This window comes from Adhaeribacter pallidiroseus (assembly GCF_003340495.1).
In the GTDB taxonomy this organism is placed as follows: Bacteria; Bacteroidota; Bacteroidia; order Cytophagales; family Hymenobacteraceae; genus Adhaeribacter; species Adhaeribacter pallidiroseus.
Map to the genome: position 1 here is coordinate 5,250,908 of NZ_QASA01000001.1, position 24,947 is coordinate 5,275,854.

Genomic DNA, 24,947 nt, shown 5'->3' on the forward strand with positions numbered 1-24,947 from the left:
AACATACATATTAGTTTTTTTTACCAACATAGATTAAGCTGGAATAATCGTTTGCATTTTTGCTGGCATAGTTGTTAGATTTTAAACCAGTCAGTACAGATTTTACTAAAGCGGTGTTTCCAGATATATATTTCTCACTTAAAAGACTTACATAATATGCATCAAATTTCATCGGTATAGTTTCAACTAATTCAATTTTGTGCTTTTTGAGAAATCGCTTCATGGTATTTTGCGTGAAGTGATATAAATGACGAGGCACATCGTAGGCTGCCCAATTCTCTTTGTACACCTTTGCATCATGCGAATCGGCATTTGGTACTGCAATAATCATTATACCACCAGATTTAACGAGCTGGATTAGTGTTTTAAAAGTTTCATTTAGCGTATGTATATGTTCCAGAACATGCCATAAAGTTATTACCTGAAAACTTTCGTTGAGAAATATCTCTAGTGAATTTCCTTCGCCAGCTATTTTTTGGTTCAACAAATCTTGGGCTTGGGTGCGGGCTAAATTATTCGGTTCATAGCCTTGCACCTGCCAACCATTTTTTTTACATGCAGCTAGAAAATTACCTGTACCGCAGCCATAATCCAGTATAGAATCTTTAACAGAAAGTCGATTGATTAAATCAACTTTCTGCTTAATGGTATACGTACGGACAATTTTATAAGCTTGGTTAGTGAGTCCAGTAGCTTTGTTGGTGTGCGAAATATATTCTTCTGATTGGTAGTATTGATCAATGCTAGATTCATCCGGTCGAGGATTCGTAAACTTAAAACCACAATTTTCACATTGAACAATAACAAAACTTTCTTTTGAAACCGAATTATCTTTTACAACCATAAAGTTTTTAAAACTTTCCTTGTTGCAAATAGGGCATTGTTCTAGTCTTTCGTAGTTCATTTACTTTCCTAAATACACCATTAATATGGATATATCCGCCGGCGATACTCCACTAATGCGAGAGGCCTGGCCAATTGTTTCGGGATTAATTTTTAATAGCTTTTCGCGCGCTTCTTTAGAAAGGGCTGACATATTTTTGTAATCAAGTCTTTCTTTAATAATGTAATTTTCCAGCTCCTCTATTCTGCTAGCCATTTGATGTTCTTTATCAATGTAGCTGGCATACTTTACCGCGATAGACGCTTGCTCTATACTATCAGGTAAGTATTTACTTAAATAAGTTTTTGCGACAGGTACGGCCTCCATAATATGGTTAATATCTACATTAGGCCGTTTAATTAAGTTACCTGCTTTGGCCTTCTCGGTTATAGGTGCAGAATTTAAACGTTGTAGGATTGCGTTTATTTCAGCTGGTTCTACCGATTTATTGTTTAGATAATCTATAATTTCCTGCGTTTCGGATATTTTCCGGTTTACTTGATCTAAGCGTTCCTGACTTGCCAAACCAAGATCGTAACCTTTTTTTGTTAAGCGAATGTCCGCATTATCCTGGCGTAATAAAATACGATGCTCAGCTCGGGAAGTAAACATACGGTAGGGCTCTTCAGTACCTTTATTTACTAAATCATCAATAAGTACGCCTATATAAGCTTCGGAACGTTTTAAAATAAAAGAGTCTTTTTCGTGAATTTTGTTGTGGGCATTAATCCCGGCCATTAAACCTTGGCAAGCAGCTTCTTCGTAACCAGTAGTACCGTTTATCTGACCGGCAAAGTATAAGTTTTCAACCAACTTCGTTTCTAAAGTAAGATTTAGCTGCGTGGGTGGGAAAAAGTCATATTCAATAGCGTATCCAGGTCGAAACATTTTAGCATTTTCAAATCCGGCAATACTGCGTAAGGCTTTAAATTGAACATCTTCGGGCAAGGAGCTAGAAAACCCATTAACGTATATTTCTACTGTACTCCTACCTTCTGGTTCCACAAAAATCTGATGGCGATCTTTATCTGCGAAGCGGTTAATTTTATCTTCAATGGAAGGGCAATAGCGCGGACCTAAACCTTGGATGCGCCCTTGGAACATAGGCGATTTTTCAAACCCTGTTTTTAAAATTTCGTGCGTTTCCGAACTAGTATAAGTTATATAGCAACTGCGTTGCTCTTGTAATGATTTAGTTTTGGTGTAAGAAAATTTAGAAGGGTTTTCATCCCCTTTTTGCTCTTCCATTCGAGAGTAATCTAAAGATCGGCCATCTACCCGCGGCGGTGTACCCGTTTTCATGCGGCCAGCTTCAAAACCTATACTTATTAGTTGTTCGGTAATACCCGTAGCTGCTCTTTCAGCAGCTCGTCCACCGCCAAATTGTTTTTCACCAATATGGATAATACCATTTAAAAAAGTGCCATTGGTTAATACGACTGCTTCTGACTTAAACTCAATACCTAATGCTGTTTTTATACCAACTGCTTTACCTTTTTCTACTAAAAGGCTTGTGACCATTTCTTGCCAAAAATCAATGTTTGCAGTTTGTTCTAAATTCATGCGCCATTCTTCAGCAAAGCGCATGCGGTCGCTTTGCGCCCTAGGGCTCCACATTGCCGGTCCTTTTGACATATTCAGCATTCTAAACTGAATCATTGTTTTATCGGTAATAATGCCACTCTGTCCGCCCAAAGCATCTATTTCGCGTACGATTTGTCCTTTGGCTACTCCCCCCATAGCAGGGTTGCATGACATTTGCGCAATGGTATTCATGTTCATAGTTACCAGTAGAACCTTAGAACCCATGCGGGCAGCAGCAGCAGCAGCTTCACAGCCAGCGTGTCCGGCACCCACTACAATTACGTCGTATTTTGCGGTGATCATAAGATATGTTTAAATGTGTTTCACGTGAAACAATAGAGATGGTAGATTAAATTCCGTCTGTAGTAAAATCACGCAAAGATAACCAGTAATCTTCTTTTTGCCGCATTTCCGTTTTGTTTGATTCTGTTTTATCATCATACCCTATTAAATGCAAAACACCGTGTATGATTACACGGTGCAGTTCCTCTAAAAGTAGTACGTTAAAATTAATAGCGTTTTCTTTTACCCGGTCTATACTAATAAATATATCTCCTTCTATTGTTTGTTCCTCATCCGAATTATCAAAGGTAATAATATCGGTAAGGGTATCGTGATTCAGGTAAGACTTATTTATATCCAATAAGTAATCGTCGTAACAGAATATAAAAGTTAAATTTTCTAAATTAAACTCGTAAAAATTAATAACTCGTGCTATCCAATCTTTAAGCTTATTTTCGTCCGGAATGGTAAAAGGAATATCTTCGGCTATAAACTCTATTGGTAAATCAGGCATTGTTAATGTAAAACGTTAATTGCACATTACGACCTTCGTTGGTGAATTTAACTTCATCGCATAAATGCTTCATCAGAAAAATTCCTCTACCACCCGGGTTTTCTAAATTTTCAGGAGCGGTAGGGTCTGTTAAGGCATCGGCATTAAAGCCGTTTCCTTCGTCTTGCACTTCAAACCGGAGCAAATCTGGTTCTACGAAGAGCGATAAGTATACGTTTTTATCTTTATCAAACTTATTACCGTGCCTGATGGCATTGTTAACAGATTCTGTTACGGCCACCATAATATTGCCGTATATGTCATCTTCGATGTGAAATTTTTCTTTCGAGTTGTCGATAAAACTTTCTACTACCCGAATGTTTTCAATGAGAGAAGGAATCTGAATTTTAATTTGATTCATAATGGTCGTTTAATAGCGCTAATATATGCAAAGTTATTTTCCTATTTTTTGAAAATATTCGTTCACCTCTTTCTTGTAATAAGGTGTAAAGGCCGGCGAAATAGTTTTTAGTAACTCTGTCTGTTTTTCTTTGTTCTTAATATACTTTTCAAAAGATGGCGGCACGGCACGAGCCAACTCCTTACCTGATTGCGATTCCCGTTTATTATCCAGTTCTCTTTCCCGAGCTGATTTCTCTGCTTCTAGCAAACGCGTTAATATTTCGCGCTGCCGCATGATTGTTTGCTCCGTAAGTCGTTTATTAACGAGATCGGTTTCGGATTGTTCCATCATTTTATTTAATTTATCGAGCTTGCCGCCAGCACCATCACTTCCCTCCTCTTTGGTGCCTTTGCCTTCTTTGCCGCCTTGTTTCTCTAATTCTTTTAAAGCATTGCGCAAACGTTGCTGTTCGGCAGCTAATTTAGCTAGTTCTTCCGAAAGTGCTTTACCCGACAAGTTGCCTTTTTTTAAATCTTCCATTTTCTGATTAAGCATTTGCTGCATTTTACCCATTTCACCGGATCCTGGTTTAGGTTTGCCGCCTGGCTTAGGCTTACCTTTGCCTTGCATTTGTGCCGCCATAGCCATTTGCTGTTGCATTTGCTTAAGGGCATCGTTTAACATTAGCGCTAGGTTGTTTACCGAGGTCATGGTGAGTTGCTGGTGCATGGTTGCTTTACCTACGTTGCGTTCCTTAATCTGATTCAAACTTTCCGAAATATTATTGTTCATCGCCCCTACCTCACGGGTTACAAAAGACTGAATCTGAAATACCTTTTTAGCTAACGAATACAAGCTATCTTCAATAATTTTAGCATCATCTTTCAGCTTCATTTGTTGTTGCCCCAAACTTATAAATCGGGGGTCGCTCTGGCTCACACTCCGGAACGATTTCATCAGTTCTTCCTGATCGAAAGAAAGTTTAATTAAATTATTTAAAATATCCCGTAAATGATCCAGATTCTGTTGTGCTTCTTCCATGCTGCTGCTCTCAGATTCTTGTTCCATTTTCTGCGCCATCTGTTGCATTTTCTCAGCCGCATTTTTCTGTGATTGAGCCGCTTTCTTATTTTGCTTCTTATCTAATGATTCCTGGCTATTCTGCATTTCTTGGTCGACCTGCTTTTCTTCCTGCTTGGTGTCTTCCATTTGATTTTGATCTTCCAGTTCCTTATTTAACTTTTCTAGATCATCCAGTTCTTTTTTGACATCTTCAAACTCTTGTTGCAGCTCTTTTTGTTCTTGCTGTAACTCCGGGTTAGGCGCCTTCTTCTCTTCAGTTTTATCCGAAAGCTGTTCTTGTTCTTTCGACAGCTCGTTTAGTTTATCGGTGGCACTTTCCAGCTTTTGCTCAAATTGCAGTTGCTTAAATAATTCGAGAGCTCGTTCCAGTTCTTTTTCTAAATTATTTTCTTTGTTATCCAACTTATCCAGCAGTTTTTGCAACTCCCGTTCGTTTGGCATTTGTTGTTGCAAAAGTTTTTCTAATTCTTCGTACAATTTCTTAGTTTCTTCATCAAGTAAGTCTTCCATAAGCTTTTGCAACTGCTTAGTTTTTTCGGCTAGCTCCAGGCTCTTCTCGTCTACCTTATCTTGTTGCTGATTTAGCTGATCAAAGGACTCTTTCATGGAGTTAATATCACGCTCTAATTGCTTCTTTTTTTCGAGCAAATCTTCTATCTGCTTTTTGTCCTGCCAGTTTAATTCCTTCTTGGTTTTAAGCTTTTCTTCGGATTGCGATATTTGCTCTTGCAACTTTTGCGCTTTTTGTACCGACTTACTCATTTGGCTTTGCATGGATTTAGCATTAGAAGCTATTTCTTTGTTTAGCTCGGTGCGAGAAGGTATCTTCAGCGACAATATTTGCGAACGGGCACTTTTAGGTCCTCTAATGCCATCGTTATCCCAAACCTGCACAAAATATTCCAGCTGCTGACCTGGGGTAATTTTTAAATTTGCTACGTTCCAAGGATAGTAGTACGACTGGCTGTTCTGTTGCGGCTCTAAGCGTAAGGGGATAATTTTAAAATTTCCACCTTGTGAGTTATTCCCGCTCGTTACCCGGTAATAAATATTTAACCGCGATAAACCATAGTCATCGGCTACCGTGCCACCTAACACCAGGTTATCAAACCCCACTGAATCCTGAAAGCTTTCCAGGATAATTTCCGGCACCCGGTCCGGAATAGAAGTAATCAGGAAGCTCATTTTATCTTTGTTGCCGCTGTACTTGTTTTTGAGCCGTACTTCGTACTCCTGGGTAGCGTTTATTTTTTTGCTCACTGTAAAATCAGATTCTTCTTGCGTAGCGGCCAGAACAGATGTTGGATTGGTAAAAGCCAGCTCTAATTGCTCCGTTGCTAGAGTGACAAAATTCCAGGTAATCAAACTTCCTTCGGGCACCGTTATACTGCCGGTGTTATTAATCGCTTCCGGTTTTTTTTGTAAATACTTGGGATATTGAATCTGTAAACTAAAATCTTTAATGTTCGGACGCGAAAGCACATCGAGCATGTACGGGTCCGAATAAAAACCGGAACCGGCCAGCTGAAATGCCAGTGGTTTTTGTAAATTCTGGAAAGTGTAGGTAAACGTATTGTTTTTATTCCGGATCAGGTTTTGTTCCCGGCCATTGTATATTACTTTAATTTCGTTCGGAATGGTTTTACCTTCCAGCTTTACCTCCAGTTGAAAATCTTCATTGCGGAAAGTTTCCAATTTACGATTTTGGACGATGAATTTGAAAGGAGCTTCCGGCGCATAATACTTCTTGTAATTAATAATGCGTTCGGTGCCTTTTACGAATAAATTAGGGTAGATTAAAGTAATAAGCAACATTAAACCAACCGGAATTAATACGTATTTTAGCAAAGGCTTATTTTCCTGCAACTTCACACTTTCGTCAAACTTAAATCCCGCTAAATGCTGGCTTTTTTGCTCAATGCTGGCCGCTATTAAGTCATTGGTTTTGCTGAGATCTTTTAGCTGGATGGTGTTTAAAAGCTTGTCTTTTATTTCGGGATAAAAAGTTCCTACTTTCTGCGCAGCTTGCTCGTCGCTCAGTAATCGTTTAAAGTTGGCGAAGGCGCTGAGTGGAGTAAATATCCAGCGCAGAAAAGCGTAGATGATTATGCCTAAGAAAGAGAAAAATAAAAAAGCCCGCACGTAATACGGAAAATAAAAAAAGTATTCCAGCAGGTTATAAATCAGGAAAAAAGTTAAAAGCAATCCCACTGAAAAAATACTTCCTTTAATAAGTAAATTAAGGTAGAACTTTTTCTTGAAAGCCTGCAAATGCTGCAGCACCACATCCATCGTAACATACTGATTCATAACCTAAAATAAAAGATTCAAGTAAAAATAACTAATAAGCTGGTATTCATGTAATTAGGGAAGAGTAGCTAAAGTAGTTTGGTTAAAGTAAATATAACACAGTACTCGCTATTAACCTGAAACTTAATGCTTAAAATAAAACGATAAAGCCGGTTAATACGATATAATCCAATTAGGCTATTTCGGAGGTTAATTCTACTAATACCGGACAATGATCAGAATGTTTGGCTTCGGTTAAAATAGTGGCTCGTTTTAAACGATTTTTTAATGGTTCTGTAACAATGGCGTAATCAATACGCCAGCCTAAATTTTTGCCCCGGGCACCAGCCCGGTAACTCCACCAGGTGTAATTATGCGGTTCCTGGTTAAAGTGCCGGAAAGAATCTACGTAGCCATGGCTTAGAAACTGCGAAAACCATTCTCGTTCTTCCGGTAAAAAGCCGGAGCTATTCGCATTTGATTTGGGATTATGAATATCTACGGGTTGGTGGCAGATGTTGTAATCGCCGCAAATTACCAAATTAGGCAATTGGGTACGAACTTGGTTGATGTATTGGAGAAAATACTCCAGCCATTGCATTTTAAAATCCTGACGGGTATCGCCGCTCGATCCGGAAGGCATGTACACATTTACCACGGAACAATCATCAAAGTCAGCCCGCAAAACGCGCCCTTCCGCATCGTATAATTCGTGGCTGCAACCTACAGTTACATTATTCGGTTTTTGTTTTGAAAATATGCCTACCCCACTGTAGCCTTTTTTAACGGCCGGATGAATGTATACGTGGTAACCTAATGCTTCAAAAAGCTGTTTATCGAACTTCTCTTCGTCGCACTTTATTTCCTGTAAACAAATTACATCGGGGTCAGCAGCCTGTAACCAATCCACAAAACCTTTACTTACCGCTGAGCGGATCCCATTTACATTATAACTAATAATTTTCATTTAGTTTTCCTGATCAAAATATTCTAATATATGCCATTTCAGCATTTTTTCCTGTTCTTTTAAATTAGCCGAAGGTATGGATTTTACCGTTCGGTAATGCGGCCAGCCTTCCTCATCGCGGTGCGTAAATTCATAATAGCCGGATAAGCTAAATAATTTACAAGTTGCAATATGCATTAAATCTTGTTTTTGTTCTTTAGTAAACTCCCGAAGGCCCTGGCCTAATTCCTGAATACCAATTAAAAACAAGATGCCATTTAGATGGAGCGTCTTCCCAAATTTTTCGCGTAGATCCCGTAAACGCTCCAACCACCGGTTTTCAAAATCGGCGTTGTAATCAATTCTTCTCACAGCCATTTAACTAATTTTTAATTCTTCCCAATATTCCACCGCTCTACGGAAATGCGGAATTACAATAGATCCACCAATTAAATTTGCAATGGCAAAGACCTCGTATACTTCTTCGTCAGTAACGCCGCATTCCTGGCATTTACCTAAGTGGTATTTTACACAATCGTCGCAACGTAATACCATAGAACAAGCTAAGCCCAGCATTTCTTTGGTTTTTACATTTAAAGCGCCTTGTTGGTAAGCATTGGTATCGAGATTAAAAAAACGTTTAATAACTTTGTTATCCGCCGCCATTATTTTTTCGTTCATGCGCGTGCGGTAATCATTAAATTTTTCTACTTTATTCATTTTTTAAATTTATTACGTATTCTTAAATTAAACCTTGTTTGCTACTTGGTAATGGTTAACAACAAAGGTCTAGATTATAAAATTACAAAATAGCTCCGTTTTCTGAACAGGTATGTTGGCCCCAATTACGAATATATTTGCTGATTTTATATCGTTGTTGTTTCCGCAGGAGTGTCTAGCCTGCCAGGAGTTACTGGCCCGTGGTGAAAAATCAGTTTGTACGGAGTGCCGGATTAATTTACCTTATACCAATAGTCATCTTTTGTTTAATTCAGATAACGGGCTGCTACAGCGTTTTTACAATAAAGTACCGGTAAAATATGCCTTTGCTTACCTGTATTTTAACCGATCAGGTAGGGTACAGAAGCTACTGCATGCTTTAAAATATAAAGGCCACGAAGAAGTAGGGGAAACGCTGGGTAATTGGTACGGAGCCGAATTAAAAGAAAATAATTATCACCAGCAGTTTGATGTGATTATACCGGTGCCGCTGCACACCAAAAAATTAAAAAAACGGGGTTATAACCAATCGGATTCTTTTGCGAAAGGTTTAGCACAGATGTTAGAAGTTAATTGGCAACCCCACATCCTGAAGCGAACCGCTGATACCAGTACTCAAACTAAAAAGACCCGTTTGGAAAGATGGCAAAATGTAGGACAGCTTTTTACGGTAGCGGATCCCGCTAGTATTCAAAATAAACGAATTCTGCTGGTTGACGATGTCATGACTACGGGAGCTACATTAGAAGCATGTGCTCTGGTGTTGTTAGAAGCAGGCGCCCAAGAAGTGAGTGTGGCGGCTATTGCGGCGGCCTAAAACAAAAAAGGTCTGCTGTTGAGCAGACCTTTTTTTATAATTTTTAAAATTCTTATTTGTTAGAGCCAGTATTAATCATGGCGCAACGGAAACCAATAGTAGCAGTAGCGGAATCCTGAGCCATAAAGCGACGGGTACCCGGCGATAACCAGTAAGCCACGTCTCTCCAGGAACCGCCTTTAAATACGCGTACTTCATCGTTAATCAACGACTGGAAACCAGCTATATCGTAGTTAGCAGCCGGATCGCTAATACCACCTCCCCGACGTACCGGGTTTAAGTCTTCTACGTCCTGGAACGATAATGGACGGTACACATCTTGTACCCACTCATTTACGTTACCCGCCATATTATACAAACCAAAATCGTTCGCAGGATAAGCATATACCCATTCGGTAATCATGGCGCCATCGTTTAAGGAACCAGCAATACCCGCGTAGTCACCCCGGCCCCGTTTAAAGTTGGCCAGGAATTCACCTTGACGTTTGCCATACGGATTACGCATTTGGTGACCATCCCAAGGATATAAACGCTTGTTCGATTGATTTTCGTCTTCGTCTAATTGGGTACCAATCATAGCCTGAGCGGCATATTCCCACTCCGCCTCTGTAGGTAGACGATAATTTGGTAAAACTAAGCCCGACTCGATAGATAAAGAACCACCTTCGGCCGGAGCTTCAGCGGCCGCACCTTTTTTCTTTTTGCCGAATAACTTAAAGCCACCTCCCCCGGAAGCACCTCCGTTGCGGGCCATGTTTTCGTTTACTTTGGCAGTACGCCACAAGCAATAATCGTTAGCTTGTTCCCAGCTTACTCCTACCACCGGATAAAACCGGAAGCCCGGATAACGCAGGTAATATTGCTCGTAAGGATCGTTGAATGATAATTCCCGTTGCCAAACAGTAGTATCGGGTAATGCTTTTGTATAAACTTCTTCAGCTGAATCTTTTTTAATGTGGGATAGATATTCTAACCAATGGATGTTGGCTACCTCCGTTTCGTCCATGAAGAAAGAAGCAACAGTAACCGTTCGCTCGATATTATCGCGGGTCATAGCTACGTCTTCTTCCATAGAGCCCAAGGTAGTACGGCCACCCTCAATAAACTTAAGTCCCGGACCTTCGGCCAGTGGTTCGTAACTGGCAACCTGAAACCCTTCCTCCGTATTATACTCAATTCCGGTTTTAGCACTAATATCGCCTGGATTGGTGCTGGTTGGATTTCCTTTTCTGTTACAAGCGGTAAGAATAACGGCGCTCGCGGCGGCGTAACCTAAAAATTTTAACAACTCCATAAAAGATGTTGGCTCCTAAAAATATTAATTTTCTAAATTTACTGCAATAATAACACTATTTAAAATGCCGGACAAGAGATATGTTTATAATTTTTCTTAGATGCCCGGCCTTTGAAAATTTTATCGTAATCGATCTTATCAAAAGATATTCCTATTTCGTGTGCTCCGCCGCTCCGGCTGCCCGCCCCGGTAAAAACAACATCATAACTATAGGCAATTCGAAAAGGTTCTAAAACAATGCCGGTTATTATAGCAACCGATTGATCATAAGGCAAATCGCTGGTTATGGGTAATCCCCGGTACAATAATCCTAACGTAATAGGCGTATAGGTTAAGTATAAACCCAGGTCGGTTTTTTTAAAAAACTGTTGCTGCGTGTACGTAATAGTTGGCGTTACACTGAACTCATATAAATATGCATCGCGGTAATAGTTAGACACGTAAAATTTATATCCGGTGTTAATGGTAAATTTTACTGGTAATTTAGATTCGTTTGCGAAACCAATGTTGGGCTGGTTTGCATGGTGCGCGGCTAACCCTACCCAGAATTGGTTATTGTATAGTATACCTCCGGCTGCTACACTTAAGTAAGATATCGGATCGTAAATGTAACTTTCCTGAGAGGTAGGATTAATGCTGCCATTATTGTTTAACTGATCGCCAAATATCAAATCGTTGAAAGAAAAACGCTGCGAACCATAAGTAGCTTGTAAAGCGACACTTGCCGCAAAGTTATTGTTTAGTTTTGTTTGATAGGAATAAATACCGCCAACCTGGGTTCGGGTAAAACCTGCGGAGCCTGCTTTATCTACGGAGGCAATAAAGCCAGCAGCGGTTTTTTTATTTTTAAATTTATAATCGCCGGCTATCTGTTGGGTTACAAATCCTTTGTCTACATTAAACCATTGGGTGCGGTAAGCAGCGGCAATGCTATAATCTGACCGGAGCCCGGCAAAGGCCGGATTAATATGTAAACGATTGGTAAATTGCTGGCTAAATTGATAATCTTGCCCCACTGCCCAAAAACTGCCAAAAAGGAAAAGGCACAAAATTTGAAAACGTTTTACCAGCATATTATACGAAGGTGCAAGCCTTACCGAGGTTTCTGTGTGCCCCGGCAATAATACCAAGGTATTCAGAAAAACGTTGTATTTAAACCAACTGGTATGTTCATTCGTCTAATTAATTCGTAATCGGGCAAAGAGAACGTATTTTTAAATTTTTGCCGATCTTAAACTATAGAACGCCTTATGAAAAAAGTATTTATAGGATTTACCATTTTTATTGTGGTGTTACTGGCCGCCGCGGCTCTGGCACCCTACTTATTTAAAGATAAAATAAAACAGGTACTGGATAAACAAATAGCTAAAAATGTTAATGCGAAAGTTTTGTATCAAACCGATAAGGTAAATGTAAGTTTGTTCCGCGACTTTCCTAACCTGGCTTTGAGCATTGACGATTTAACGATTATCGGGCAAGATTCTTTTCAGCGCGATACCTTAGCCGCCTTGCCCAACTTTAGTTTGGGTCTGGATTTAATGAGCGTGATAGCGGGCGACCGCTTAAAAATTCGTTCGGTAAAACTGCAAGATCCGCGGCTGAAGATTAAAGTTTTAAAAAGCGGCCGCGCCAACTGGGATATTTTTATTGCGGATACTACTGCCACCGAAACGCCGGCCGACACGGTTAATGAATTTAAAATGGCCATTAAAGGCTGGGAAATTAATAACGGTACCTTGGTTTACGAAGATCTGAGCATTCCTTTTCGTACAAAGGCTTTTCACGTGAACCATACCGGCAGCGGCGATTTTGAACAGAATGTATTCGATATGAAATCGCGGACCACAGCCGATGGCTTTACCTTTAATTTTGACGGGATGGATTACCTGGATAGTACCCAATTGGATGCCGATATTACCTTAGCCATGGATTTAAACCAATCCAAATACACCTTTAAAGAAAATAGCATTAAGCTAAACGAATTTGGTTTTGGTTTCGATGGATCTTTGGCGATGCCCTCTGAAGATATTAATATGGATTTAACGTTTAAAGCCGCTGATACGGATTTTAGGAGTATTTTATCCGTAGTGCCTGGGATTTTTACCGAAAAATTTAAAAATATTAAAACAGAAGGTAAAGTTGCCTTCAATGGTTATGTAAAAGGTACTTTTAACGACACCTCTTTGCCCGGTTTTGGTACCGATTTAAAAGTTACCAATGCCATGTTTAAATATCCGGATTTACCACAAGCGGCTACTAATATCAACATTGATATGAACGTAGATAATAAAGATGGCGTGATAAATAACACCAACATTTTAATCCGGCAAATGCATCTGGATTTAGGTAAAAACCCGGTGGATGCAAAAGCTTCGATCCAAGGCTTAGAACCCATGAAAGTAGATGGTAACGTAAAAGCCCGCGTGGATTTAGCCGAAATGACCAAAGTTTTTCCGATTGCCGACATGACTTTGCGGGGTTTATTAGCAGTTGATGCGGTAGCCAAAGGTACTTACAGCAAAACGCAAATGCCGGTGGTAAATGCCAAAATGAACCTCACCAATGGTTTTGTAAAAGCCAAGCAATTTCCGGCGCCTATTCAAAATTTAAATATGGTATCTACCATTACCAACACTACCGGCAATACCGACGATACTAAAGTTTTAATTGAACGCTTTAATATGTTGCTGGATGGGGAACCGTTGGAAGGTCGGGTATTTGTGCAGAATCTTGATAAACCCGCTTTTGACGCTCGCATTAAGGGTATTCTGGATTTAACCAAAATTACCAAGATTTTCCCGCTCGAAGGCATGACCTTAGCCGGTCGCATTAACGCCGATGTAAGCACCAAAGGGAAAATGACCGATATTGACGCCGGCAAATACGCGAACATAACCTCTAGCGGGAATATGCAGGTAACAAACCTGACCTATAAAAGCACCGATTTGCCGCAGGGTATGAAAATTACGTCGGCCAATACCGTATTTAATAACGAGAAAATTGAAGTACGCGACATGAAAGGTTTTGTGGGTAAAAGCGATGTGCAGGTAAACGGTTCGGTATCAAATTACATGGGTTATTTGTTCGGTAAAAATCAACCACTGCGGGGTAACTTTAATATGGCTTCCACGCGCTTCGACGTGAATGAATGGATGGTAGATGAAATGAGCGGCGAGCCGGTACCGGAGGAAGCTGCCGGCGGTGTTATTCCGGTACCCGAAAATCTGGACTTTGTTTTAAATACCACGACTAACCAGGTAGTGTATGATAACTTAAAGTTGAATGATTTAAAAGGAACCATCACGCTCCGCGACCAGGTTGCCAAACTGGACCAGGTGGCTTTTAATACCTTGGGCGGTTTTTTTGTAACTACGGGTTCGTATAACACCCAAAACCTGCAGCACCCCGCCTTTACTTTCGGGTTAAATATTAAAAATCTGGATTTTAAATCGGCTTATAATACATTTAATACCATTAAGGCCTTAGCTCCGATTGCGCAGTTTCTGGATGGTAAGTTTTCTACTAATTTTAACTTTAACGGCGAGCTAAGCCCCGATATGATGCCGGTTTACAGTACCTTAACCGGAAAAGGTTTAATTGAAGTAGTAAAAGCCGTGGTTAACGATAACGTAATTATAAACCGCATCAGTGAGGTTACAAATTTTAAAGATTTAAAGAACTTTACCATCGAGAACAAAGCTTTTTCCGCCGAAATCGTGGGCGGTAATCTGGTAGTAAAACCATTTGATTTTAATGTGGGTAACATTAAAACAACCATTGGTGGTACCAATAGTTTTAATGGAGGGTTAACTTACGCGGTAGCGCTGGATGTGCCCACCGGTAAAGTAGGTAATGCTTTAAACGCGAAACTTACCTCACTTACCGGGGTAAAAGATATAAAAGGTACCGAACGCGTTACCATGAACCTGAATGTAGGTGGTACGGTTACCAACCCGAAAGTATCACTATCCACGGCTAGTGCTAAGTCGCAGGCCAAGCAAGTGGTGCAAAGCATTGTGCAGGATAAAGTAGATGTGGCCAAAGCGCGCTTGGAACAGGAAAAACAAAAAGCGCAGGATAGCCTTAAAGCCGAATTAGACCGTAAGCGAATAGAAGCAGAAGCTAAAGCCAAAGCCGAAATTGCGAAACGCACGCAACAAGCCGAACAAAAGCTAAAACAACAAGCTTCGGAAAAATTGAATAATTTATTTAACAAGCGTAAACCGGCTACCGATACCGCTAAGCGCAACTAAAGCTTAACAATTTTAAAAATTTAAAAAAACTAGACTGTAAATGCGGTCTAGTCTTTATTTTATCACTTAAGAATAGTACTCTAACAAATTCAGGTTTTTCTTGGATAATCTTACCCCAAATAGGTGATTGGTCAACTATACGGGTACTGACCTTTGTAGCTTTCTAATTACGCTACGCAGCCGGGGCCGATTGTACCGTTGTACTAGTATCGGATAAACATTAAATAAAATATTAAGCAGAATAAGCCAACGAGCTTCTGCAACAGGATATTGGAAACAAACGAATACCGTAATTATTGCCACTAGAACCGCGATAATTAAATGTCCAAATTAGGAAACTCGAGTTGCCCTTTCGGATTGTAAAAGAGGGGTAAGGTTCTTTTTAATGAGATTCTTTTTCTGACTTAACTTTTCCCAGCCACTTAGAACCAGTAATTTCCGGAATCCATACACGCCGAGTTTTTCGTAGATCTTACCTTCTTTTTCAAAAGCATATTCTTCAAAATACTTAAAAGTAAGGGCTGGTTTCAGTTGCAATTCAACCACCGAAATCCAGAACATAAGCGAAAAGTTTAAAGTCCAGCTAAACAGAAAAGTGGTAACACCTGCGAAGTGCGAAAAAGTTAAAATAAATAGGGCAGTTCCGAGAGTGGTTAGCAAAATGATCCCCCACAGGAAAAGTAATTTTCGGCTAGCACCAGACATTTTTTAAATTTTTTAAAAAATAATAGTTGAAGTTACCAGTTCAGATAGGCTTATCTTATTAGTTAAAAAATATCTGTTGCTGACCTTTACTTCGAACGCTCGCGTACAAACATAATGTAATCTGTATTTACTGGTTCTAAACCATTTTGGCGCAAGTCGCGGGCAATCTGTGCCCGATGGTAAGTGCCGTGATTAAATACGTGCAGTAAGATATCCTCCAGCGAAGTATTAAATAATTCGCCCTTCGTATTTTTATAAGTAATTTCGGCTTCTAACTCTTCGGCTGTGGAATCGGCCAGACCAATGAAGCGCTCAAACGTGCTTTGGTGTACCCGGCGGCATTCAGTTAAACTATGGTCATCGAAAACCTGTACCGGGCTTTCTAAATGTTGGATGCGAGCTAGCCAAATTACTTCGGCATTTAATAAGTGGCTGTACAGATGTAAACTCGTGGCAGGAACTTTATCACCAATTTTTTCCAAAGTTTCCAGCACCCGTTGATTGGCCCAACTGGTATAAACTGCCAGTTTTTGTAAAGTATCTGCTGCCATTTTTAATTTGTTCTTAACACGTAATTACAAACTAAATAAAGTAAACTAAAGCCATCAAAAAAATAAAAATTTAAAAAAGCTGTAGAGCCAATCTTAATTTGCTGAATGCGTAGCTACCGCAATTTTAGAATCAGCGGTTCCGTAATACAAAAACCACTTGTTGTTTAAAAAAACTAAACCTTCCAGAAAACAAACATTCCCTACCTGGCCGGTAATTTCATATTCTTTTTCGGGTTTCATAAAGTAGTTGGCGGTACGCTGTAATACTTTAGTGGGGACTTTAGGATCGAGCAAAATTTGCCCGGCTGTGTACGTGCCAGCAGGCAAAGCCGCCGTACCGCCTTTATCCAGGTTCATACTGTTATAGATCAACAAAATACCAGCTTCCGTAATCATAGCGGGTGGGCCCGGTTCCACTAACCGGCTATCGAACTGGCCCGGACGCGGGCCAAAAGCAACGGCTAGTTTGTTATTTTCTTCCAGGGGAGTCCAGTCGAGCAAATTATCCGAAGTTGCCATAAACATGTCGGTATCGCCCCAATACATCCAGTACTTGCCATTTATTTTATTGGCTACTATCTGACTGCCTTGGCGCTGGCAAACAATCGCTCCCGACTTCGACCAAATATCTTTATACTTGCCATTATAAGCTTTGCCAAAAGCTAACCCGTGTTTTTTCCAGGTTTGTAAATCTTTAGAAGTAGCTACGCATAATCGGGCTGTTTTTCCATCGTAGGTGGTATAAGTCATTACGTAAGTGCCTTCCAAGGTTTCTACTACCCGGGGGTCTTCGCAACCACCTTCCCACTCGTACTTCTTCATGAAATCATTATCGGGGTACAATACGGGGTTGGGCATTCTTTTAAAATGTAAGCCATCCTGGCTAATAGCTAACCCAATGCGCGAGGTACCGGCAAACTTACCAATTTTGTCTTCAGCCCGATAAAGCAAATGCACTTGGCCATTCCGCATTACGGCTGCCGGGTTAAATACGTCTTTTTCTTCCCACTTTACCGAATCGCGTCGGATCGGATCATAGAATTTTGTAGTACTATCGGGGCCCAGAATAGGGTTTAGTGCATCTTCTTTTCGGAAAGGTCCTAAAGTCCAGGCCTCGGTTTTAGTAACTTCTTGGTTTGCTTGTGAACTGGATTCCGTACTACCGGATTTTGTATCTGCTTCCGTTTGTTTAGTTGATTGTTGATTACAACTTACAAATAAAAACAACAAAAAATTTAAAAAATAAAGGCAGCGAACGGTAGGCATAACTGTAGAATTCTTCTAGTATGTTATTGGTGTAATTGCTTTTACGTCAGCAATATGTTAATAATAATTTATTAATACCTAATATGGTTATCCACACTTTTATTTTAGTGGTACTGGTTTATAAATGATAGTTTGGGTATCAGCATTATTGAGTATAAGAATAATTAGGATATACCTTACTAGTACTGAAGATACAAACAAGTTTACTGATCTGATTTTGTAAAGAAACTGGAATATTGTTGGATGCCATTGGCGTAAGAAGTTGGTTGAACCTGAAACGCTTTTTCGAACTTCTGAGAATTAAAGAGATAATCGTATTGATATTGGTAGTACAACTCTGCAGTCTCCCCAACCAGCTTGTTAAATAAGCCGATGGTTTGAAGCATTAGCTTATTTACTTTCATAAAATTTGGTTTCGTTTCAAAAATACTAGCCGCTAACTGAATAAATTCATGGCCGGTAAGCGCTGGGGCAGTAGGTAAATGCCAGATTTGATTATCCGTTTCGGGATGTTGACCTAATAAGTATACAGCTTTACCCGCATCTGGAATGTAGATAAACGAATGTTTACTGGCCGGTTCGCCGAGCCACATAGCTTTCGCTTTTTGCGCGTATTTAGCCAGCACCATCGAATCGTAGAAGCTGTTAAGGCTTTCGGTGCCGTAAAAGTCAGGAGCCCGGGCAATGGTGGCGCGTATATTACCCATTTTAGCTTCGTTCATTAACTTTTCGGCTATTTGGGCCCGCACTTCACCTTTTACACTGCTGGGATTATACGGTGTTTCCTCGGTCATAGGACCGCGCACATGGCCGTACATATACACGTTATCGAAAAAAATAAGCCGGGCCCCGGTAGCTTTGGTCGCATCTAGCAGATTTTGCATAATTACCGGCCATTCGGCGGCCCATACTTTTTTATTGTATTGCAAGCCAGCGCACATATAAATCACTTCGGAGCCTTGCACGGCCTGTAATACCTGTTGATAATTCTTTAAATCAGCTCCAACCCAAGTAGCTTTTTTAAATTTTTCTATTTTCCGGCGGCTTACTAACCGCACGGGTTGGTTATTTTTTAATAATTCCTGCGCGAGCGCATTGCTGACGGGTCCGCCAGCGCCTAATATAGTATGCATCTTTTTCTTATTTATAATTGATGCAAGCTAGGCCCGATTAATCGTTAAAAACGTTAACAAAAGATAAGAAAGAACAATCGTAACAAATTAATAATGCTAGCTTTCTGTTTGCAACGTCTTTGCTATGGTGCGTTCAAATGCACTACAGCTTTTGTTAGTAGTTTTATTTTTTATATCTGTTTAAATAGAGAAGTTGCCACTATTAAAAGTAAATCGAACAAAAAATCATTCTTTATTTAAACGCTTTTTCATTCCGGTAAAAATAATTACAGTAATACAAATGATTATCAAAGATTTAAGTGGAATTGTAAGATTAGCATTCCCAAAGATTGACCCAACTACTAAATTTAAAAAGATAGTAAATCCACAAATCAGATAAACAATTATTCTTATGGCTTGATATTTCCGCCATATAAGACTTATAATGAAACATATAATAGGAATAATATGAAAAAATATGTAAACATCTTGAGCATAGCTATTCAAATCTAAGGCGAATAACGGGAGATTGATGAACTGAAGAAATAATACCAGATATATTACCCTATATTTCATAGTTGTATTCTAAATAATTTAATCTCAGCAAGAATTTTAATACTAAAATTTCACTATTTTATTAAATCCAATATTACTCCCAACTAAAGATATAGTAAGAATGCTTATAAACGTTTTTTAAATTTTTAAGCAGCTACTGAATTGCCTTTACTTCTAACAGCGGCAAAAATTCGCTTCCGGATGCGGGAAAGTGATACGGGCGTGATGCCTAAAAAATTAGCTATGTAATGCTGCGGAATGCGCTGTAACAAATCGGGTTGCTGTTGTAATAATTGGCGGTAACGCTCTTCTGGTGTTTGCGTAACAAATGCTACTACGCGGTCTTCGTAGCAGCAAATAAGATACTCGGCTACCAATCGGCCAAAACGCTCCATTTTAAAAGAAATTTTTGGGTTATTGCTTAATTGTTCTAAAGTAGCGTACGAAAAGCAAATGACTTCGGCATTTTCCATGGCTTCAATGTTAATAACACTGGGTTCTCTTTTCAGGAAGCTGCGGTAAGAACTAACCAGTTCTCGCTCGAAGCAAAAGTAATTACTAATTTCGATGCCTTCTTTTAAAAAGAAAAACCGAAAGGTACCCGAATAAATAAAACCTACTTCGTTACAAACACTGCCACTGGTAATAAATACTTCGCGTTTTTTAATTTTTCGTAAATAAAGATGGGCCGCAAACAAGTCCCATTCTTCATCAGAGAAAATAACAAAAGTTTCCAGGTTGCGCCGGAAAGTGGCTAACATAAAATCAGTTAATTCAGCCATAATTATTTAACTTTAATATAGAAGCACTAATTAAAGTTAAGTTTTTCTAATCAATTTAGTTTGGATCAAAGTAATAATTTAAAAGTATAAAGGCCTAAGTTAATTCGGTGAAATGGAAAACGCAGCTATTTTAATGGGCTATGCTTACCTTTACGCCATTATTTGCGTTGGAAAAAGGAGGAGATGGAATGCAAGGCTACGTTATCCAGATCTAAAAAGAATATAAACCGGACAGATAGGCTATTCATATGGAAGCAAAACGATTAAATAAATTTATCAGCGATACCGGTTTCTGTTCCCGCAGAGAAGCCGACACTTTACTGGAACAAGGCCGGGTAACGGTAAACGGCAAAATTCCGGAGGCGGGCACTAAAGTTACGGCCCAGGATAAAGTACGGGTGGATGGGGAGATACTGCGTGTCCGGCACGAAGAACCGGTTTATTTGTTGTTTAACAAACCCGCGGGCATCGCTACCACCACCGACCTTTCGGTACGCAATAATATTATTCAGGCGCTTAACTATCCCGCTTCCCTCCTGCCCATCGGGTTTTTAGACCGCGATGCCGAAGGTTTGCTGTTTTTAAGTAACGAAACCGAATGGGTCCGTAAAATGACCAAGGCAGACGCCCGCTACGAAAAAGAATATCTAGTAACCGTAGATAAACTGATTAATACCGACTTTCTGGCGAAAGTAAGCGAAGGCGGCTTTCCGGAACCGGGTACCGAAAGAAAAAAGAACTTTGTTACCAAGCTAGGCACCAACCGGTTCCGGATAGTGCTGGAGCCCAGTACCAACCACCACGTAAAAAAAGTGGTTGAAGGTTTAGGCTATAAAGTAGTGCATTTACAAAGAACACGTTTAGCCGACATAACTCCGGGTAAATTGCAGGTTGGCATGTGGCGCACCTTAACCCATGCCGAAGTAGAGAGTTTAAAAAATGTGGTTTCTCAAAAACCCCAAAGAACTTTCGGTTCTTCCAAAATAGCAAATGATTTTACCGACGAAGGCCTGGCTCCCCGAAATGCGGTAGCCGCTAAGTCACGGGCTACCGCTAAACCAGATTCTCCATCACGAAGTACTTCTTCTGTCAGCAAAAACGCTATAAGCTCGTCGCGCAGTATGGGTTCAACTGGTCAGAAGCGAATTGGTAAAAGTAAACCCGCCTCCACCAAAACAGGTGCTCCCAGAAATAGCGGCCGAAGAACCGGGGGCTCGCCTAAAAGGTAGCGAACCTTGGTCTATGGTTATTTGGTTTTATATAAAATTTTAAAAAATTAACTTTATGCCTCTCCCCGCGAAATAGCGTAGAGCTCGTACCAATCTTGGTGGTCCAGGTCAATGGTAAATGCATTAGCCGCATGGCGGAGCCGTTGTTCATCGCGGGTGCCCAAAAGCGGCAAAGCGCCTAATTTAATAATCCAGGCTACGGCAATGGATTCCAGATCAGCATTATATTTCTCAGCCATATCCTGTAATTTCTGACGAACCCGTACCGCTACTTCGTCGGTGCCGTTGGCAATACGGCCATCCGCCAGCGGCCCGGAAGCAATCGGGCGCATGTAGCGTTGCCGGCTGTAATCAATCTGGCCATTATCCAGTGCCAGCGTATTTAATAAATTCAGTTCGATGTGATTGGTTACAATCGGAATGTTGAGGTAGGCGGCTAATAATTGGTGCTGAAAAACCGTGAAGTTGGCGACCCCTATATTTTTAACCTTACCGGATTCTTTTAACTGCCGGAGCGTAATAGCGGTTTCCTCTAAATTAGAAATAGGATCGAGGTAGTTTAATAAAAAGATATCGATGTACTCGGTTTTTAAGTTGCGCAGCGACTCGTCCAAGCTACGCAATATATGCTGGCGCGACGTATCGTAATGCTTTACGCGCACTTCGGGCTTACTGGGGTGCGGCAGCCGCAAACCACACTTAGTAAACAAAACAATGTCTTCGCGGTTAAACGATTTCTGACTAATGACTTGCCCAAATAATTCTTCGGCGTGGTAGGTACCGTAAATGTCGGCGTGGTCGAAAGTATTGATTCCTAGTTCCAGGCAAAGATTTACGATTTTTTCCATAGAAGCCGGCGTGGTATTTTGTTCCTCTTGCCAGCGGTGAAAGCTGTAAACGGCAGGTGATACTTTAGGTCCGGCGTCGCTTAAATAAATTTTCTGCATGAATCAGTTTTAATTAAAATTCGGATTGTTTTCGGCAATCAAACTTAAACGTTATTCTGGATATTTGGTGCACAAAATAAAAATTAGCCACCAAAGTGTTTTGCATGTTGCCCAAAATCAGTTGCTAAAAAAGTAAAAATTTAAAAAATTGTTTGCAATAACATTAGCCCGGTCTTTTTTTGGTGCCGCGGGTTGGTGGGGCCGAGAGCGGATCTTCGGGCCAGTGGTGTTTGGGATAACGCCCGCGTAAATTTTTCCGGACATCGAAGTACCCGGTATTCCAGAAGCTACGCAGATCGCGGGTTACCTGCACCGGCCGGGAAGCCGGCGAAAGCAAATGCATCAGCAAAGGCACTTTGCCTTTACCAATTACCGGAGTATCTAACATGCCAAAAACTTCCTGCAAACGAACGGCTAAAACCGGTGCATTAATATCGGTATAATCCAGCGCAATGCGGGAGCCACTGGGTACGGTTACGTGTGTAGGCGCTAACTGGTCCATTTCCTGGCGTTGCTCCCACGACAGATTCGTCAATAGCATTTCGTTAAAATCCAACCGGGTTACTTGTTCCAGAGAACGTAAATTTAGCAGATGCGGCCGTAGCCAATCAGTTGCTGTTGCCGTTAATGCTTTGTCCGAAACATCGGGCCAGCGCTCCGGTTCTAACTGCTGCAGAAAGAGTAAACGTTGCCGGGTTTTTTGAGCTTCTTCGGACCCGGGTAGCTGGCTAATTCCTTTTTCCAGTAAAGCTTGCAGCAGCACGGTAGCTACACGCTCCGGGTCGGGTTTGGTGAGCGCCGTTTCTTCCAGAATCAAAGCGCCTAACCGGGTAATTTGGCGGGCATTAATCCGGCCGGTATTTTCTTCCCAGCGTATTTCCTGGTGCTGCTTTAGTTGATTACTGAAATGCTGCTGGATTTCTGATTTAGTGATGGAAGCTGCCAGTAAAATGCGGGCCTGGTTACTGGTTTCCAGGTGAGCCACGCTGTAAAATTCCGCTTCGGAGAAAACCTCGGTAGCTAAACTTGCCCGTTGTCCGGTAATTAACCGTACCCGGCCCGAAGTTTCCCTTTGAGCCAAACGGTCCGGGTAAGCCAAAGCCGTTAGCAAACCGGCTACTTCTGGCTGAAGTTTTCCTTCTGGCTCCCGCAGACGCTGCCGTAAATGTCGGGCTTGTTCGCGTACTCGGCGTATTATATTTTCATCTACCAGAAAGCCGGGCGTAGGTGGCCGCTGACCGGCTAGTAATTCCAAACGCAAGGGTAAGTCAGGTAAGAGATTTGTCCGGCTGCTATCCTGTGGTTTTAAAAAATCTCTTTCTGCGAGTAAAGCTGCCAGGGCGCAAGCTGTAGAACCATAACCTAAATCGTGACCCCGTATAACCAGATGACCTAACCGGGGCGGTAAACCCAGCGCTGCTAAAGCTTTGCCGTGGCGGGTAGCATTGCCCGTAGCATCTATGGCTTCGAGGCGCAACAATAGGTCGCGAGCTAAAGCAAGAGCGGCAGCAGGCGGAACATCCAGCCATTTTAATGCATTTATTTCTTTAATTCCCCAAATAGCAAGCTCCAATGCTAAACTACTCAGGTCAGCTTCACAGATTTCAGGTGTTTGACGGTCGGTTAGTTGCAACTGGTCCGCCGACGACCATAAACGGTAGCACGTTCCGGGGCCTAACCTTCCTGCCCGGCCCCGGCGTTGATCCGCGGCCGCCAGCGATACCGGAACCGTTGCCAAAGTGGTAAGCCCCGTGCGGGGAATAAACTGCGGTACCCGGGCCAACCCACCGTCTATTACTATTTTTACACCCGCAATGGTTAAGCTGGTTTCGGCAATGCTGGTAGCCAATACTACTTTTCGCTGACCTAGGGAGGCTGGTTGAATAGCCGCTTGTTGCTGCGCTAAACTTAATTCGCCGTGTAACAGATGCAATTGAGTATTGGCGGGTAATTTATCTTCCAGGTGTTGGGCTACTTTCCGCATTTCGCCCAAACCCGGTAAAAAACTTAAAATATCGCCTTCAGGATGTTGCGTTAAAGCTTGGCGAATGGCTTTCGGAACTAAAGCAGTTAACCGGTCTAATGGGCGATTGCCGGCGGCAGCCACTTCGGCAGGCGGTAAATAATGCGTTTCCACGGGGAACATGCGTCCTTCACTGCGGATAACCGGTGCTTCGAGCCAGTTACCAATACCCGCCGCATCCAGAGTAGCGCTCATTACTAACAAGCGCAGGTCGGGGCGTAAAACAGCTTGGGCATCCAGCGCTAAGGCTAAACCTAAATCCGCTTGTAAACTTCGCTCGTGAAATTCGTCGAAAATAATAACCGAGATTTCTTCTAAGGCAGGGTCGTCTTGTAAGAGTCGGGTTAAGATGCCTTCGGTTACTACTTCAATCTGGGATTTTTCGGAAATAGCCCGCTCCATCCGGACGCGGTAACCAACGGTTTCGCCCGCTTTTTCGCCGAGTAAATCGGCCATTCGTTGCGCGGCCGCCCGGGCCGCCAACCGGCGCGGTTCGAGCATAATAATTTTCCCGTTGTTGCGCCAAGTTGCCTGAAGTAAGGCTAAAGGTACTAAAGTGGTTTTCCCGGCTCCCGGAGGTGCTTCTAATACCGCCCGACTGTTAACTTCTAAAGCTTGTAAAAGCCGCGGGAGCACTTCGGTAACGGGTAAATTGGGTATATTTTTAAATAAATCAGTTGCCAGCATACATATGCAAAGGTCGTTATTCTTTATTTAAATAACTTATTCA

At 41.3% G+C, this 24,947-nt stretch carries 19 protein-coding genes and 1 pseudogene; 3 read left to right on the forward strand and 17 right to left on the reverse strand.

Annotated elements, in window-relative coordinates:
- Nucleotides 1-10 precede the first annotated feature (10 nt).
- From AHMF7616_RS20865 to AHMF7616_RS20900, 8 genes are all read right to left on the reverse strand, one after another.
- Entirely contained in the window at nt 11-904 is an 894-nt protein-coding gene (locus AHMF7616_RS20865; RefSeq protein ID WP_115374651.1) for a class I SAM-dependent methyltransferase, read from the reverse strand.
- The gene (gene mnmG, locus AHMF7616_RS20870; protein WP_115375708.1) at nt 905-2,767 is read right to left on the reverse strand and encodes a tRNA uridine-5-carboxymethylaminomethyl(34) synthesis enzyme MnmG; all 1,863 of its coding nucleotides are present in this window, start codon (nt 2,765-2,767) and stop codon (nt 905-907) included. It abuts the gene before it with no gap.
- Between the two features lie 49 nt (nt 2,768-2,816).
- Nucleotides 2,817-3,263 carry an rRNA maturation RNase YbeY gene (ybeY, locus tag AHMF7616_RS20875; RefSeq protein ID WP_115374652.1) on the reverse strand — a complete coding sequence of 149 codons (447 nt, stop codon included), beginning with the start codon at nt 3,261-3,263 and terminating at the stop codon, nt 2,817-2,819.
- Nucleotides 3,256-3,663 (reverse strand): ATP-binding protein, encoded by a 408-nt coding sequence (locus AHMF7616_RS20880; protein WP_115374653.1) that lies wholly within the window; start codon nt 3,661-3,663, stop codon nt 3,256-3,258. Before AHMF7616_RS20880 ends, ybeY begins: the two co-directional genes overlap by 8 nt.
- Before the next feature lie 33 nt (nt 3,664-3,696).
- Nucleotides 3,697-7,038 carry a DUF4175 family protein gene (locus AHMF7616_RS20885; RefSeq protein ID WP_115374654.1) on the reverse strand — a complete coding sequence of 1,114 codons (3,342 nt, stop codon included), beginning with the start codon at nt 7,036-7,038 and terminating at the stop codon, nt 3,697-3,699.
- 172 nt (nt 7,039-7,210) lie between these two features.
- Nucleotides 7,211-7,984 (reverse strand): exodeoxyribonuclease III, encoded by a 774-nt coding sequence (locus tag AHMF7616_RS20890; protein WP_115374655.1) that lies wholly within the window; start codon nt 7,982-7,984, stop codon nt 7,211-7,213.
- Nucleotides 7,985-8,341, reverse strand: coding sequence for a hypothetical protein (locus tag AHMF7616_RS20895; RefSeq protein ID WP_115374656.1), 357 nt, complete (start codon nt 8,339-8,341; stop codon nt 7,985-7,987).
- Nucleotides 8,342-8,683: a carboxymuconolactone decarboxylase family protein gene (locus AHMF7616_RS20900; protein WP_115374657.1), complete on the reverse strand. Its 342-nt coding sequence runs from the start codon at nt 8,681-8,683 to the stop codon at nt 8,342-8,344.
- Between the two features lie 112 nt (nt 8,684-8,795).
- Between AHMF7616_RS20900 and AHMF7616_RS20905 the strand changes: the two genes are divergently transcribed.
- On the forward strand, nt 8,796-9,500 hold the full coding sequence (locus AHMF7616_RS20905; RefSeq protein WP_115374658.1) for a ComF family protein: 705 nt from the start codon (nt 8,796-8,798) through the stop codon (nt 9,498-9,500).
- A 52-nt stretch (nt 9,501-9,552) separates the two neighbouring features.
- Here AHMF7616_RS20905 and gldJ read toward each other — a convergent pair whose 3' ends face one another.
- The gene (gene gldJ, locus AHMF7616_RS20910) at nt 9,553-10,794 is read right to left on the reverse strand and encodes a gliding motility lipoprotein GldJ (protein ID WP_115374659.1); all 1,242 of its coding nucleotides are present in this window, start codon (nt 10,792-10,794) and stop codon (nt 9,553-9,555) included.
- A 59-nt stretch (nt 10,795-10,853) separates the two neighbouring features.
- Nucleotides 10,854-11,867, reverse strand: coding sequence for a PorP/SprF family type IX secretion system membrane protein (locus AHMF7616_RS20915; protein WP_147275746.1), 1,014 nt, complete (start codon nt 11,865-11,867; stop codon nt 10,854-10,856).
- Nucleotides 11,868-12,044: 177 nt separating this feature from the next.
- Between AHMF7616_RS20915 and AHMF7616_RS20920 the strand changes: the two genes are divergently transcribed.
- Entirely contained in the window at nt 12,045-15,047 is a 3,003-nt protein-coding gene (locus tag AHMF7616_RS20920) for an AsmA-like C-terminal region-containing protein (RefSeq protein ID WP_115374661.1), read from the forward strand.
- Nucleotides 15,048-15,182: 135 nt separating this feature from the next.
- Here the strand turns inward: AHMF7616_RS20920 and AHMF7616_RS20925 are convergent.
- From AHMF7616_RS20925 to AHMF7616_RS20950, 5 genes and pseudogenes are all read right to left on the reverse strand, one after another.
- Nucleotides 15,183-15,752: pseudogene (locus AHMF7616_RS20925) on the reverse strand (glycosyl-4,4'-diaponeurosporenoate acyltransferase CrtO family protein).
- Between the two features lie 86 nt (nt 15,753-15,838).
- The gene (locus tag AHMF7616_RS20930) at nt 15,839-16,303 is read right to left on the reverse strand and encodes a DinB family protein (RefSeq protein WP_115374663.1); all 465 of its coding nucleotides are present in this window, start codon (nt 16,301-16,303) and stop codon (nt 15,839-15,841) included.
- A 93-nt stretch (nt 16,304-16,396) separates the two neighbouring features.
- Entirely contained in the window at nt 16,397-17,569 is a 1,173-nt protein-coding gene (locus AHMF7616_RS20935; protein WP_115374664.1) for a glycoside hydrolase family 130 protein, read from the reverse strand.
- A gap of 203 nt (nt 17,570-17,772) precedes the next feature.
- The gene (locus tag AHMF7616_RS20940; RefSeq protein WP_115374665.1) at nt 17,773-18,702 is read right to left on the reverse strand and encodes an NAD-dependent epimerase/dehydratase family protein; all 930 of its coding nucleotides are present in this window, start codon (nt 18,700-18,702) and stop codon (nt 17,773-17,775) included.
- A 680-nt stretch (nt 18,703-19,382) separates the two neighbouring features.
- A complete protein-coding gene (locus tag AHMF7616_RS20950; RefSeq protein ID WP_115374667.1) occupies nt 19,383-20,018 on the reverse strand; it encodes a Crp/Fnr family transcriptional regulator in 636 nt (211 codons plus the stop codon).
- A 248-nt stretch (nt 20,019-20,266) separates the two neighbouring features.
- Here AHMF7616_RS20950 and AHMF7616_RS20955 point away from each other — a divergent pair, with 248 nt between their 5' ends.
- The gene (locus tag AHMF7616_RS20955) at nt 20,267-21,247 is read left to right on the forward strand and encodes a pseudouridine synthase (RefSeq protein WP_115374668.1); all 981 of its coding nucleotides are present in this window, start codon (nt 20,267-20,269) and stop codon (nt 21,245-21,247) included.
- Between the two features lie 53 nt (nt 21,248-21,300).
- Here AHMF7616_RS20955 and AHMF7616_RS20960 read toward each other — a convergent pair whose 3' ends face one another.
- Together AHMF7616_RS20960 and hrpB are read right to left on the reverse strand one after the other, a co-directional pair.
- Nucleotides 21,301-22,194, reverse strand: coding sequence for an aldo/keto reductase (locus tag AHMF7616_RS20960; RefSeq protein ID WP_115374669.1), 894 nt, complete (start codon nt 22,192-22,194; stop codon nt 21,301-21,303).
- Nucleotides 22,195-22,357: 163 nt separating this feature from the next.
- Nucleotides 22,358-24,904 (reverse strand): ATP-dependent helicase HrpB, encoded by a 2,547-nt coding sequence (gene hrpB, locus AHMF7616_RS20965; protein ID WP_115374670.1) that lies wholly within the window; start codon nt 24,902-24,904, stop codon nt 22,358-22,360.
- Nucleotides 24,905-24,947: the final 43 nt, after the last annotated feature.

Coding starts and splice junctions, on each gene's coding strand:
- AHMF7616_RS20865 (WP_115374651.1), bottom strand. CDS start 904: ATGAACTACGAAAGACTAGAACAATGCCCTATTTGCAACAAGGAAAGT.
- ybeY (WP_115374652.1), bottom strand. CDS start 3,263: ATGCCTGATTTACCAATAGAGTTTATAGCCGAAGATATTCCTTTTACC.
- AHMF7616_RS20880 (WP_115374653.1), bottom strand. CDS start 3,663: ATGAATCAAATTAAAATTCAGATTCCTTCTCTCATTGAAAACATTCGG.
- AHMF7616_RS20885 (WP_115374654.1), bottom strand. CDS start 7,038: ATGAATCAGTATGTTACGATGGATGTGGTGCTGCAGCATTTGCAGGCT.
- AHMF7616_RS20890 (WP_115374655.1), bottom strand. CDS start 7,984: ATGAAAATTATTAGTTATAATGTAAATGGGATCCGCTCAGCGGTAAGT.
- AHMF7616_RS20895 (WP_115374656.1), bottom strand. CDS start 8,341: ATGGCTGTGAGAAGAATTGATTACAACGCCGATTTTGAAAACCGGTGG.
- AHMF7616_RS20900 (WP_115374657.1), bottom strand. CDS start 8,683: ATGAATAAAGTAGAAAAATTTAATGATTACCGCACGCGCATGAACGAA.
- AHMF7616_RS20905 (WP_115374658.1), top strand. CDS start 8,796: ATGTTGGCCCCAATTACGAATATATTTGCTGATTTTATATCGTTGTTG.
- gldJ (WP_115374659.1), bottom strand. CDS start 10,794: ATGGAGTTGTTAAAATTTTTAGGTTACGCCGCCGCGAGCGCCGTTATT.
- AHMF7616_RS20915 (WP_147275746.1), bottom strand. CDS start 11,867: ATGCTGGTAAAACGTTTTCAAATTTTGTGCCTTTTCCTTTTTGGCAGT.
- AHMF7616_RS20920 (WP_115374661.1), top strand. CDS start 12,045: ATGAAAAAAGTATTTATAGGATTTACCATTTTTATTGTGGTGTTACTG.
- AHMF7616_RS20930 (WP_115374663.1), bottom strand. CDS start 16,303: ATGGCAGCAGATACTTTACAAAAACTGGCAGTTTATACCAGTTGGGCC.
- AHMF7616_RS20935 (WP_115374664.1), bottom strand. CDS start 17,569: ATGCCTACCGTTCGCTGCCTTTATTTTTTAAATTTTTTGTTGTTTTTA.
- AHMF7616_RS20940 (WP_115374665.1), bottom strand. CDS start 18,702: ATGCATACTATATTAGGCGCTGGCGGACCCGTCAGCAATGCGCTCGCG.
- AHMF7616_RS20950 (WP_115374667.1), bottom strand. CDS start 20,018: ATGGCTGAATTAACTGATTTTATGTTAGCCACTTTCCGGCGCAACCTG.
- AHMF7616_RS20955 (WP_115374668.1), top strand. CDS start 20,267: ATGGAAGCAAAACGATTAAATAAATTTATCAGCGATACCGGTTTCTGT.
- AHMF7616_RS20960 (WP_115374669.1), bottom strand. CDS start 22,194: ATGCAGAAAATTTATTTAAGCGACGCCGGACCTAAAGTATCACCTGCC.
- hrpB (WP_115374670.1), bottom strand. CDS start 24,904: ATGCTGGCAACTGATTTATTTAAAAATATACCCAATTTACCCGTTACC.